Annotated in this window: 12 protein-coding genes; 9 read left to right on the forward strand and 3 right to left on the reverse strand. The window is 49.5% G+C overall.

All coding sequences use genetic code 11. The annotated features are described in order from the left end of the window. Genes IMZ16_RS05955 through hemA form a run of 3 tightly spaced genes read right to left on the reverse strand, consistent with a single transcriptional unit; the run spans position 1 to position 2,871 of the window. Complete coding sequence (locus IMZ16_RS05955) at positions 1–693, reverse strand: uroporphyrinogen-III synthase (protein ID WP_193439273.1); 693 nt, start codon at positions 691–693, stop codon at positions 1–3. Further along, entirely contained in the window at positions 693–1,619 is a 927-nt protein-coding gene (gene hemC / locus IMZ16_RS05960) for a hydroxymethylbilane synthase (RefSeq protein WP_394368268.1), read from the reverse strand. Before hemC ends, IMZ16_RS05955 begins: the two co-directional genes overlap by 1 nt. Beyond that, positions 1,597–2,871: a glutamyl-tRNA reductase gene (hemA, locus tag IMZ16_RS05965; RefSeq protein ID WP_193439275.1), complete on the reverse strand. Its 1,275-nt coding sequence runs from the start codon at positions 2,869–2,871 to the stop codon at positions 1,597–1,599. Before hemA ends, hemC begins: the two co-directional genes overlap by 23 nt. Before the next feature lie 178 nt (positions 2,872–3,049). Between hemA and IMZ16_RS05970 the strand changes: the two genes are divergently transcribed. From IMZ16_RS05970 to IMZ16_RS06010, 9 genes are all read left to right on the forward strand, one after another. Continuing rightward, positions 3,050–4,075 carry a rod shape-determining protein gene (locus IMZ16_RS05970; RefSeq protein ID WP_073177832.1) on the forward strand — a complete coding sequence of 342 codons (1,026 nt, stop codon included), beginning with the start codon at positions 3,050–3,052 and terminating at the stop codon, positions 4,073–4,075. Positions 4,076–4,092: 17 nt separating this feature from the next. Beyond that, positions 4,093–4,947, forward strand: coding sequence for a rod shape-determining protein MreC (mreC, locus tag IMZ16_RS05975; RefSeq protein ID WP_193439276.1), 855 nt, complete (start codon positions 4,093–4,095; stop codon positions 4,945–4,947). Then, a complete protein-coding gene (mreD, locus tag IMZ16_RS05980) occupies positions 4,937–5,443 on the forward strand; it encodes a rod shape-determining protein MreD (RefSeq protein ID WP_193439277.1) in 507 nt (168 codons plus the stop codon). Before mreC ends, mreD begins: the two co-directional genes overlap by 11 nt. A 6-nt stretch (positions 5,444–5,449) precedes the next feature. Beyond that, positions 5,450–7,480: a peptidoglycan D,D-transpeptidase FtsI family protein gene (locus IMZ16_RS05985; RefSeq protein WP_193439278.1), complete on the forward strand. Its 2,031-nt coding sequence runs from the start codon at positions 5,450–5,452 to the stop codon at positions 7,478–7,480. Further along, positions 7,477–8,706, forward strand: a complete 1,230-nt coding sequence (gene rodA, locus IMZ16_RS05990) for a rod shape-determining protein RodA (protein ID WP_193439279.1) — start codon at positions 7,477–7,479, stop codon at positions 8,704–8,706. Before IMZ16_RS05985 ends, rodA begins: the two co-directional genes overlap by 4 nt. Positions 8,707–8,769: 63 nt before the next feature. Continuing rightward, on the forward strand, positions 8,770–9,417 hold the full coding sequence (locus IMZ16_RS05995) for a DUF4271 domain-containing protein (RefSeq protein ID WP_193439280.1): 648 nt from the start codon (positions 8,770–8,772) through the stop codon (positions 9,415–9,417). Positions 9,418–9,443: 26 nt separating this feature from the next. Further along, positions 9,444–10,184 carry a uroporphyrinogen-III synthase gene (locus IMZ16_RS06000; protein WP_073177841.1) on the forward strand — a complete coding sequence of 247 codons (741 nt, stop codon included), beginning with the start codon at positions 9,444–9,446 and terminating at the stop codon, positions 10,182–10,184. Positions 10,185–10,264: 80 nt separating this feature from the next. After that, positions 10,265–10,633, forward strand: a complete 369-nt coding sequence (locus tag IMZ16_RS06005; protein WP_193439281.1) for a hypothetical protein — start codon at positions 10,265–10,267, stop codon at positions 10,631–10,633. A gap of 111 nt (positions 10,634–10,744) precedes the next feature. After that, on the forward strand, positions 10,745–12,292 hold the full coding sequence (locus IMZ16_RS06010; RefSeq protein WP_073177845.1) for a sensor histidine kinase: 1,548 nt from the start codon (positions 10,745–10,747) through the stop codon (positions 12,290–12,292). Positions 12,293–12,345 lie beyond the last annotated feature (53 nt).

Consider the following 12,345-nt stretch of genomic DNA (forward strand, 5'->3'; position numbering starts at 1 on the left):
TTATTTCGCTGCCTTCTTGCCGCAGCATTCTTTTTTAATCAGGGAAAGTAAATCATCAATGTTGCTTTCCGTGCTTGTAAATATTTGAGAATCAGTGTGTTTTCTAATTTCTTTTTCGGTGGTGTAGCCTATGGAAAATATTTTTTTCCCTTCCAGCGTATTTTTTTCTACAAAGCTTCTCACGCCGCTCGGACTGAAAAATACCACCGCATCAAATGGCTTTTCAACCTTCGGGTAAAGCAAAATCGTGTTGTATACCACCACCTTTTTATACCAGATGTTCTGCAGCGGCAGCGTTGCATCCAGCACATCCAGCGCTAAATTTCCGCAGAAGTGCAGGAATTTTTCTCCCGCAGAATTTGCCGTGATAAATTCCGCCAGTTCCTGTGCGTGCTTCTTCACCTTGAAGGTTTCGTAGCCGTGCTTTCGCAGCTCTTTTTTCGTCTTTTTCCCAACGGCGTAAATCTTGTTAAAATTCTCCTTCGTGAAATCGGCCTTCGGTTTGAAACCATTGGCGAAAAAAGATTCCACTCCATTTATGCTCGTGAAAATCAGCGACTTACTCTTCAGGTCAAACGGCTCCACCTCCAGATGTTTTGCCGAAATTACCTCCACGAAATCAAAGCGGCAGTTGCCGTTCAGCACTTCGGAAATCTTCTTTCTCTCGGTTAATTTTGTAAATAAAATCTCCATCAGCTTCCCACATTCATTTTCCGCAGGGCATCCATTATTTCCTTTCCTCCGTTCTCCAAAACTTTCTGCGCCAACCTGCTTCCAAAGCCTGTAACAAATTGAATATCAGTGATTTCATCTGTTTCAATACAGTCTTTCCCATCGATTGAGCATAGCCTTCCCACAAGTCTCATCTTTCCGTTTTCAATTTCGGCAAAGGCACCTATTGGCGCTGTGCAACCGCCTTCCATCGTCTGCAAAAATTCCCTTTCAGCCTGGACGCAAAGTGCAGTTTCTTCGTGATTGATTTGGTTTAAAATCGAGCTTATCCATTGATTATCAGTTTTTCCAGCGATTGTAACCACACCTTGCGAAGCTGCGTTCAGCATAAAAGGCAAAAGTTCATAATCAAAGTTTAGCGCCAATCTTTTCAGACCTGCCAAGGAAAAAATCGTGGCATCTGCCAAGCCGTCCTCTATCTTCTGTAACCTCGTCTGCACATTTCCTCTGATGTCGGTAAATTCCGTGTTGGGAAATTCCTTCAGCCAAAATGCTCTGCGGCGTAAACTGCTCGTTGCAACTTTCAGGTTTTCAATGGGTTTCGCTTTAGATTTTGAATTTCTCACCAAAACATCCTGCGGAAAATCGCGCTCTAAAAATGCGTATAGCGAAATATTTTCTGGCAAGATCGTGGGCACATCCTTAAGGGAATGCACCGCGATATCAATCTCGTCACTCAGCAAAGCGGCGTCCAAATCTCTCGTGAAAACGCCGGTTATTCCCATCGAATACAGCGGCTGAGAAAGATTCTTGTCTCCAGAAGACAGCACCGGAACTATCTGACAATCAACACCTAAGCTCTTTAGCTTTCTCGCTGCCTCGTTGGCCTGCCAAAGTGCCAAGGGTGAATTTCTTGTGCCAATTCTAATGCTTTTCATTGAATTCATTTTTAGGCTGCTCCACCAGAATTTCTTTCATCAGAGAGCTCACCTCTTCCGCTTTCCAGGGGTGATCTATGATGTACTTTGCGAAGCGGTTCGTAAGTTTCTGTACCAGGCGGTCGCTCAGCTCCATATCTTCTATGCTGATGTAGCGGTGCTTGCGGTGGATGTTGTGCATTTCTAAATCTTCCATCCGCTTTAGTACTGCCTTAAATTCGTGAATTTTTGGCGCCATTTTCCTGCGTCTCTCCCACTCCTGGAACTCTTTGGTCATCACACGGATGATATTTTCCGCCTTGGGAACTTCCTTTTTGCGTTGCTCCATCGTCTCGCCGATCTGCTTCGAAAGTGCATCCACATCCACGAGGCTAATACCTTCCAGCATTCCCACGGATTTCTCCACATTGTTGGGAATAGAGAGGTCGAGGATAAGCATTGGCCTGCCGGCGGGGATGTGCTGCATTTTCACCACAGGTTCCTGTGCACCGGTCGCTACGATGAGGATGTCCGTCTCGAGAAGCTCCTTCGTGAAATTTTCAAAAGGGATGAAGGGGATATCAAACTTTCTGGAAATCTCTTCCGCTGTTTCCTGCGTGCGGTTGGCAATTTTTACCTTTGGTTCTTGGATGTGCTTCAGCAGGTTTTCTACTGTATTCCTGCCTATTTCGCCTACGCCCAGCAGCAGGATATTCCTTTCGGAAAGCCACTTTTGGGTATTCAGAATGTAGTGCACCGCTGCATAGGATACGGAAGCCGCTCCGGTGGAAATGCCCGTCTCGGTCTTTATTTTCTTGGAAATTTGAATCGCCAGATTAATGGCGCGCTCAAGGTAAGGATTGGAGTATTTTTTTTCCTTTTTAAATCTTGAGTAAGCCTTTTTTATCTGCCCGATGATTTCAAAATCCCCGATGATCTGGCTCTCCAGCCCCGCCGCTACGCGGAAGAGATGCATCAGCGCCTCTTCCCGGCTGTAGACGGTGACATACTGCATAAACTCCATTAAAGAAACACCCGTAGCCCTGCAGAATTCTTCAGCAATGAGCAGGTAATTGTGCGTCGTGGTGTAGATTTCCGTGCGGTTGCAGGTAGAGACGATAAAGGCATCGCCCAAATCCTTATCGTGAATATTTTTTACGAAGCCCTTTATCTGGTGATCAAAAAACGCAAATCTCGAGCGTGTCTCCGCATCGGCTTTTTCATAGCTGATGCTGAGCACCACAAAATTGGCAGTCTGATAAGTATTTGATGGAGCGGACATAAAAATGACTGCAAATTTACTGATTTTTTTTGCTTAAGGCCGAGTATTTCGGGAAGGAAGCTGCTACCACTTGGACAAATCTGAGGGCAATTCATCAAAATTTCACTCAAAATTCCAAAAGGGGAGGAAAATGATGAAGGCAAATTTATATCTTTGTAAACTTAAACGCTTTCAAAAAATGGGACTTTTTGATATGTTCACTCAGGAGATCGCCATAGATCTCGGTACCGCGAACACACTTATAATACACAACAACAAAATTGTAATCGACCAGCCCTCCATAGTAGCCGTGGAGCGCTCCAGCGGCAAACCCATCGCCGTGGGCGAGCAGGCGAAGCATATGCAGGGCAAGACGCACGAGGATATTAAAACCATCCGCCCACTGAAGGACGGGGTGATTGCGGATTTCCAGGCGTCGGAGCATATGATAAAGGAGTTTATCAAAATCATACCCGGGATCAAGGGTAAGCTTATACAGCCGGCGCTGCGCATAGTGATCTGCATCCCCTCCGGCATTACAGAGGTAGAGAAGCGCGCCGTACGGGATTCCGCCCAGAAGGTGAATGCTAAGGATGTAAGGCTGATCTACGAGCCGATGGCGGCGGCAATCGGCGTCGGCATCGATGTGCAGAAGCCGGAGGGCAATATGATCATCGACATAGGCGGCGGTACTACGGAGATCGCCGTAGTGGCGCTGGGGGGTATCGTCTGTGATAAATCGGTAAAAATCGCGGGAGATGCCTTTACCAACGACATCGCCTACTATATGCGCACTCACCACAACCTGTATGTGGGCGACCGCACCGCGGAACGCATTAAAATAGAGGTGGGCTCCGCAGTGGAGGAGCTCGACATAGAAATTGACGAAATCCCCGTACAGGGGCGCGACCTCATCACCGGGAAGCCGAAGGAGATAATGGTAAATTACAAAGAAATCGCCCGCGCGCTGGATAAGTCCATCATCCGCATCGAAGATTCCGTGATGGAGACCCTATCCCTCACCCCACCGGAGCTTGCGGCGGACATCTACAAAACAGGCATCTACCTCGCTGGCGGGGGCGCGCTGCTACGCGGGCTGGCAGACCGCCTGAACCGCAAGACCGGCCTGCCGGTGTTCGTTTCCGAAGATCCGCTGCGTGCGGTGGTGCGCGGTACGGGCATCGCGCTGAAGAATATGGATAAATTCAATTTCCTGATAAAATAGCAATACGGTAGCGCAGGGTGGGATATCTTTTAAGATTTTTAAGGGAGAATGCACTTTTCGTGCTGTTCTTTTTCCTGCAAATAATCGCCCTGGTGCTGATGTTCAGCCGGAATTCCATGCAGCGGTCGTGGATCGCGGCGCAGGCAGCCGCATTCAACTCCCGCGTGTCGGGCTATATAGACGAGGGCGCCTCCTACCTGAAGCTTAAGCAGATTAATGAGCAGCTGGTAGCCCAGAACCGCCAGCTGATGCTGGAGCTCTACGGGAAAGATTATTCCAGAAACCCGCAGTTCCGCAAGGTGCACGATACCGTGGGCGGCGGGCAGATTTATACCTTTGTGGATGGGGAAATCGTTTACAACAGCATCAACAGGCAGGATAATTATTTTACCATAAACCGTGGCAGGCGGGATGGCGTAAAGCCGCAGATGGGCGTCATTGCTCCCCAGGGCATCGCCGGGATCGTTGTAAATACCACGAACGAATACGCCCTTGTGCAGTCGGTTTTAAGCGTGAATAAAATTAAAATCAACGGGTCGCTGAAGAAATCCGGGTATTTTGGCACCCTTACCTGGCGGGGAGATAATTCGCGGATCATGCACCTTGCAGATGTCCCGAAATATGTGCCGCTGGCCATCGGCGACACAGTGGTAACTGACGGGAAATCCGCCATCTTCCCACAAAATGTGATGATCGGGCGGGTGGCTGGCTACCAGGTGGATACCAAAACCGGATTCTGGGACATCTCTGTGGAGCTCTCCGAGCAGATGGGGAAACTCAGCAAAATTTATGTGGTGAAAAACCTCCGGAAAACAGAGGTACAGAAAATTCAGGATACGCTGCAGGCGGCAATGAAAAAGGATGATCAGTAAAACGCTATATTCCGACATCATACAGATCGTGGTGCTGGTGGCGCTGCAGATTTTTGTGCTGAACAGGGTGACGCTTTTCGGCAGATATACCCCCGTGATGTACCCAATGTTCGTGATGTTCTGGCCCTTCTTCCGGAACCGGTATCAGTTCCTCGTACTTAGCTTTCTGCTGGGCTTAAGCATAGATGCCTTCCTTGGCACCTGGGGCATCAATGCCTTCGCCACCACCGCGCTCGCCTACTTCCGCACGCTGATTTTCAGGACTTCTACCGACACGGAGAGCGATTTCTTCTCCTTCCAGTCGCTTCAGTGGCCGCAGTTTCTCTTCTTCATCTTCAGCAGCATATTCCTGCATCAGTTCCTTGTGCAGTTTATGGAGTTTTTCAAGCTAAGCCGGGTTTTAGAAATTCTGCTAAACATCCTCATTACCAGCACGATTTCTTTCTTCTGCATTCTGCTGTACGCCCTGGCTTTTAAAATTAAACAAAAAGTTTAGCAAGGTTTGAATCAGCAGTATCTGAAAATAATAACCGCTATAGGCATCATCGCTGTGATTTTCATTGCGAGGCTCGCCTACCTGCAGCTATTTACGGACCGCTATGCGCTGAATGCCGCCAACACTTCCATCAAGGCGGAGTACATCATCCCGCAGCGCGGCATCATTTTCGACCGCAACGGCAAAATCCTCGTGGGGAACCAGCCAGCGTACGAATTGTCCTTTACGCAGGCTCTTATGATGCCGGACTTTGATACGCTTGGCTTCTGTAATTTGCTAAAAATCAGCAAGCAGGAATTCATTACCAGAATAGAAAACATTAAAAAGGAAAAATATTACTCGAAGCTCACGCCGATGACTTTCGCGAAAAACCTCAGCCGGGAAGACATCGCGCGCATCCAGGAGATCATCTTTAAATACCCGGCGTTCAGCATCGTGCCGAGGCCGCAGCGCCAGTATGAAATCAACACCTCCGGCAACCTCCTCGGCTACACGAACGAGGTGAACGATGCCGATATCAGGCGGGATTCCCTCTACTACCTGCCGGGCGACAACATCGGGAAGAAAGGCGTGGAACGCTCTTACGAAAAAGAACTCCGCGGCGTGAAGGGCGTGAACTACATTCAGAAAGATATAAAACTGCGGAGCATCGGGCCCTATAAAAACGGGGCGCTGGACAGAGAGGTGGTTTCCGGGAAGGATTTAACTCTTACCATCGACTACGACCTGCAGAAACTGGCGCAGGAAATGCTGGTGAACAAGCACGGAGCGATAGTAGCCCTGGACCCCAACAACGGGGAGATCCTGGTAATGGCTACCGGGCCGGACATAGACCCCAACCTCTTTACCGGGCCGGAAAAAACCAAAAACCTCTACCGCATCCAGAACGATACGCTCTACAACAACAAGCCCTCCTTCGACCGATCCGTGCAGGCTGCGTACCCGCCAGGTTCTACCTTCAAGCTCTTTACCGCGCTCGCCGGTATGCAGATGGGCGTAATGACGGATAAAACCATCTTCCCCTGCGGCGGAGGTTTTTACTATAAAGGTTTGAGAATCAAGGGCCACGGTGGCGCAGACCCGCTGGTGCCGGCAATACGGGTTTCCAGCAACTGCTATTTCTCCTACGCATTCCTGGCTATGACGAACAAATACCCGGGCAATCCCAGCAAAGGCGTGGATGAATGGCAGAAAATTATGAACAGCTTTGGCTTCGGAGTATTTCTGAATAATGACCTGGCATCCGGCGTGAAAGGCAGGATCCCCGGTGGCGAGTTTTACGAAAACAGAATGGCGCGCATCTACAAAGCCAGCGGCTCCAAAGCAGATCCTGCGAAGTGGGACCCCCTGGCGACTGGTGCCGTATTCAACGGGATGGGGCAGGGCGATATTATGATAACACCGCTGCAGCTCGCCAACGGGATGGCTGCCATAGCGAACAAAGGCTGGTACTACACGCCGCATATCGTGAAATCCATAGACGGGAAACCAAACCCCGACCCGAGATTTAAGGTAAAACATAAAGTACTGGTGGACGAGAAGTACTTCGATCCCGTGCTGGAAGGTATGGCGCAGGTAGTAACCGGCGGTACCGCCAGAAGGCTGAAAAGCAACGACTTTACGCAGCTAGCGAAAACCGGAACGGCGCAGGTGCCGCAGGGCAAGGACAACTCTATTTTCGTGCTGATAGCCCCGGCAGAAAATCCTAAAATAGTGGTAGCCGCCGTGATGGAGCACGCAGGTTTCGGAGCCACCTGGGCGGGCCCGGCCTCCAGCCTTATCGCTGAAAAATACATCACCGGGACCATCAAGCGGGAGCACCTTTACAAGCAGATGGTAAATGCCAGCTTTATGCCCGAATACAAGCGGCAATACACCGCCGAGCTGAAGCGCAAGGGCTGGTATGTAGAACCTAAGCCCGACTCCGCAGCACTGAAGCGGCAGCAGGACAGCATAGACCTGCTGAAAAAGAAGCAGGACGCAGCAAAAGCTACGCAGATGAAAAAAGATTCACTAAAAAAACAGGCAAAGAAATGAGGTGGGCGCAGGGTTTGGATAAGCTAGGCCTCGGGCTGTACTTCGTGCTTTGCATCTTTGCCATCCTGAACATCTACAGCGTAGATCCCGGCAGCGGCACACGGCAGGCGGTATGGTTCGGAGTGTCGCTGCTCGTGGGCCTTTTAATTTTTTTAACCAGGACAAAATTTTTCGAAAATCTTTCGGGCATCATCTACATCATCGGCGTTCTACTGCTGATAGGGCTCTTCCCTTTCGGGAAGGAGGTGATGGGGCAGAAAAACTGGTACAAATTCGGGCCGGTGAGCCTTCAGCCAGTTGAGTTTGCAAAAATCGGCACTGCGCTGATGCTAGCAAATTATCTAAGCAATCCGGATTTTAATATAAAAAACAGACGGTCGCTCCTCGTGGCGCTTGCCATCATCGGGCTGCCGGCATTGGTAGTGCTTGCGATCCCGGATGTGGGCTCGCTGCTGGTCTTTATGGCGTACTTCATCGCCCTCTACCGCGAGGGAATGAGCGGCTGGTTCTTTGGGTTTATCGCCATTCTCGCAGCGGTATTTCTGCTGTCCCTAGCGGTGGTGCCGCTGTATGTTGTATTGGGGATCGTCGTGTCGGCAGGAATTATTCTACTGTTAAATTCCCGCAGGATCCACTGGAACGCGCTGAGCGTAGCAGGCATAGCAGGCGGGATTTTGCTGCTTTCCGGGCTCTCGTTTGCCTCGCCCTTTGTTCTGGAAAAACTTCCGAAGCACCAGCGCGAGAGGATCGAGGTTTTGTTTAAAGGCGAGCGGGCATTCCGGGATACATCGGGTTACAACCTTCTCTATTCCAAAACGGCGATCGGCTCGGGCGGGTTGTTCGGCAAAGGCTACCGCGAGGGGTCTGTAACGCAGGGGAAATTCGTGCCGGAGCAGAGCACTGACTACATCTTCTGCACCGTGGGCGAAGAGTGGGGCTTCCTCGGCAGCTCGCTGCTGGTACTTGCCTACAGCCTTTTTATAGGAAGAATTTATTACCTTGCCGAGAATCAGAAAACGACTTTCAACAGGGTCTTCGGATACTGCTTTGCTGGCGTGCTGCTGATGCACTTCTCCATCAACCTCGCCATGGTGATGGGCCTCTTCCCCACCGTGGGCATTCCGCTGCCGTTCTTCAGCTATGGGGGGAGCTCGCTGCTTGCCTTTTCCATTATGACCGCCATTTTCTTCAAACTCAACTATGCGGATAAAAACAGCCTGGTATAATTTCGATAGCTGGGAAACATTTGCCCGCCAACACTCCGGGGACTTTATTATTTTTGCAAAAATTTGATTTTGCCAAGAATTCCTGAACAGCACGACTGGGTTTTCTTCCTAGTTTTCGGATGCCTGGGTGCCCTTGCCTTTACATTAAATATTTTCAACAGGGATGCATCGGTAAAGGATTTCCTGCTGCAGGACCGCGCATCTGCGGCAAATATATTCCCAAGTTGGCTGCTGGTATCTGCAGCAGACGCCCTGCTGCTTGCCGCCTTGCTTTCTAAAATGCTTCCCGGCCTGCCAAGGTGGGCAGAGAGCCTAAATCTTTTTGGTTTCGGGATGAGCAGATTTGGTCTGGCATTTGCCGGGCTGCTGATACTCTACCCGCTGCGCGCGCTGCTCACGCTGCTGCTTTACTACACCACGGGCAACGGCGAGCGGTGGGAGAGGTTTTATTTCGTGGCGGGGAAATTTTATTTCGTGCTTGCCTTCCCGCTGGCGGCCGCCGTCTTCTATGCCTACTACAGCGGGGTAGATGGGTTGCTTTTCTTCCGCGCCGCTGCCGCTGCCGCCTGTATTGTGTTCATTTTCAAAAATATATTCTACCTGGCGCACCCTCTCCACATACTTCCTCGGCAGTGGTATTATAAAATTTTGTACCTTTGCACCCTGCAAATGGCGCCTACCTTAGCGCTCGTGAAACTGCTGTTTCTCTAAAAACACAGAATAATAAAGAATCGTTGATGAAGATCAAATCCATACTGGTATCGCAGCCCGCACCAGGAGAGACTTCGCCCTATGCGGAGATTGCAAAGAAGGAGAAAGTAAAGTTTGATTTCCGTCCGTTTATTCAGGTCGAGGGCGTAGATTCCAAGGAACTGAGGACACAGAAAATCGATCTTTCGCAATACACGGGAGTCATTATGACATCCAAAAACGCGGTAGACCATTACTTCCGCCTCGCCGAGGAAATGCGCTTTGCCGTGCCCGATTCTATGCGGTATGTATGCCAGTCGGAGGCTATTGCCAATTACCTTCAGAAGCATGTCGTTTACCGTAAAAGGAAAATCTCTTTCGGGGAGAAAACCGTGGTGGATATGCTGCCGCTCTTCAAAAAATACCCAGACGAAAAGTACCTGATACCCACCTCCGATGTGATGAGCCCGGATATCCCCGCGGCACTGAACAAGGCGGGCATCGACTGGACGCGCGCCATCATGTACCGCACCGTATATTCCGACCTCTCCGACCTCCGGGTGAAGGATTATGATATGATAGTCCTCTTCACGCCGCAGGGCATCCGCTCACTCAAGGATAACTTTAAAGACTTTGAGCAGGGCAGCACAAAAATCGGCGTCTTTGGCGCCAATACGCAGAAGCTCGCAGAAGAGGAAGGCCTTACGGTAGATGTAATGGCACCCACGCGGGAAACCCCGAGCATGACGATGGCAATAGAGCGCTATATCCGCAGCATGAATAAATAATTTAAACTTCAAGCAATGCATTCTGAGCCAACTCGCGGAGTTGGCTTTGTCTTACAAAAATTAAAATAGCTTACAAAAAAATGAGCGATGCGCAACTTTGGGAATGGATTGAGGACTTCTTCCGGGAGAATTTCGGCACCGAGCAGAGCGCCTCGCTCGACACCATTCTTTTCCTCATCGGCGTACAGGAGCTGGGCAGCGGCCCGCAGGCTTTCAGTAAGGATGATAAGCTGAACCTCCTCCACATCGCCGTGTGCCGCCTGCTGGAGCCCTTCGGCTATTATGAATTTTCGCATTATGACCAGGATGGCTTCCCGCATTTTTCAGAAAAAAAGCCTCTGCCCGCACTAAAGCCAAATGAACAGCAGATCCTTATGAAAAAGGCTGTGATCCAGTACTTTATCGACGAAAACCTATTCCCTGAAGAGATCGTTGCTGGGATGATTTAGGCAAATATGTTAAAACCAACTTCTAACCAAATTAATGCGCAGAAATTCGGCGCATTTTTTGTTAGAGATTTGTTAAAAAATTAAATTTTAACACTTTAACTAAACTTCTGGATGAATAAGCGTTTCATTCCCGTGATTGCCGTTCTTATGACGGTTTCGCTGCTTATCTTCGTCACGCTGCAGATTCGCTGGCTGAAGGTGTACTACAGCGCCCTGAACAAGGAGTTTTCCGGCAGGGTGGCTGGCGCGATGGAGAATTCGGCAAAGCGGGTGAATGAAATCGAAATCGACACCTACCTGAACGGCATTAACCCAAATTTCGCCAAAACCGTAGAGGAACACAGCAGCCAGCCGAGCCTCATCGCCGTGAACCAGGTGCAGGACTCGGCATCGAAGACGGTGCTCACCTTCCAGAAAAGCATCATCGAAAGGCAGGATATGCCGCTTTCCACCCGGGGAGACAGCCTGAAAATCACCAAGCTGTGGAATGAAGAGGGCATTGAGCGCATCCGGAAATCCCCCGGGAGCACGGCGCCCCTTACCACTGATCTGAATAACTCCATAGCCTCCGGGGAGTACACCCTGAAGGAATTTGCAAAGCTGAACGCCGAGAATGTGCCGATAGAGAAGCGTGTGAGCAAAGCTACGCTGGACAGCGTCATTAGCCGGGAACTGAGGGAGAAAGGCATCTCTGCCGGCTTCAGCTTTGCCGTGCTGGATAAAAATTTTAATGTAACGCCCATCGCCACGGAGGATTTTAAAAAAGGGGAAAAAAAATCATACCGGCGTACGCTCTTTACCGACCGGGAGGACCGCCCGCTCTACACCCTTGCCGTGGCATTCCCGAATAAAAATTTCTCGCTCATCAGGAGCTACTACCCTATGCTGCTGGGTACTTTCTTCTCGCTTATAACCATCCTTGCCATCTACGCCACCTCCATCAATTATATGATGAAGCAGAAGAAAATTGCCGATGTGAAGACGGACTTCCTCAACAATATGTCGCACGAGTTTAAGACGCCGCTGGCGACCATCTCCATCGCGACCGACTCGCTGGCGAATGACAGAATCGCCACCAATCCGGAGAAAGTAAAATATTACTCCCAGGTCATAAAGCAGGAAAACCTCAGGATGAAGAATCAGGTAGATAATGTGCTGAATATGAGCAAATTGGAACGAAACGAAGTAAAGCTCTTCCTGAAAGAAACGGATGTAAGAAAACTGATAGAGGATGTGAGTGCATCTTTTGAGCTGATCCTCCGCGAGAGAAGCGGTGCGCTGAATAAGTATTTTCAGGCGGAAAAATTCCTCTTCAGGGTGGACGAGCTGCACCTCTCGAATGTACTGGTAAATTTATTGGATAATGCCAACAAATATTCTCCGGAAAACCCGGAAATCACCATACGCACACGGAACGAGGGGGACTGCTATGTGATCGAAATTCAGGATAAGGGCATTGGGCTTGACCCTCAAAATAAGAATAAAATTTTTGAAAAATTCTTCCGGGAGGAGACTGGCAACATCCACAATGTGAAGGGCCAGGGGCTTGGGCTGTCTTATGTAAAAAAAATTGTGGAGCTGCACAATGGTAAAATAGAAGTGGAATCCCAAAAAGGAAAAGGCTCAAAGTTTATAATAAAATTGCCGATGAATTTATGATTCATAATTGACATATTATTAAATAGTAATACTTTTTCAGTAAAATTTACAAC

It is taken from the genome of Cruoricaptor ignavus (assembly GCF_014961145.1).
In the GTDB taxonomy this organism is placed as follows: domain Bacteria; phylum Bacteroidota; class Bacteroidia; order Flavobacteriales; family Weeksellaceae; genus Cruoricaptor; species Cruoricaptor ignavus.

Bases quoted from the DNA above. Each gene is read 5' to 3' on its own strand.
- IMZ16_RS05970 (WP_073177832.1), top strand. From the start codon at position 3,050: ATGGGACTTTTTGATATGTTCACTCAGGAGATCGCCATAGATCTCGGT.
- rodA (WP_193439279.1), top strand. From the start codon at position 7,477: ATGAGGTGGGCGCAGGGTTTGGATAAGCTAGGCCTCGGGCTGTACTTC.
- hemC (WP_394368268.1), bottom strand. From the start codon at position 1,619: ATGAATTCAATGAAAAGCATTAGAATTGGCACAAGAAATTCACCCTTG.
- hemA (WP_193439275.1), bottom strand. From the start codon at position 2,871: ATGTCCGCTCCATCAAATACTTATCAGACTGCCAATTTTGTGGTGCTC.
- IMZ16_RS06005 (WP_193439281.1), top strand. From the start codon at position 10,265: ATGAGCGATGCGCAACTTTGGGAATGGATTGAGGACTTCTTCCGGGAG.
- mreD (WP_193439277.1), top strand. From the start codon at position 4,937: ATGATCAGTAAAACGCTATATTCCGACATCATACAGATCGTGGTGCTG.
- IMZ16_RS05955 (WP_193439273.1), bottom strand. From the start codon at position 693: ATGGAGATTTTATTTACAAAATTAACCGAGAGAAAGAAGATTTCCGAA.
- IMZ16_RS06000 (WP_073177841.1), top strand. From the start codon at position 9,444: ATGAAGATCAAATCCATACTGGTATCGCAGCCCGCACCAGGAGAGACT.
- IMZ16_RS06010 (WP_073177845.1), top strand. From the start codon at position 10,745: ATGAATAAGCGTTTCATTCCCGTGATTGCCGTTCTTATGACGGTTTCG.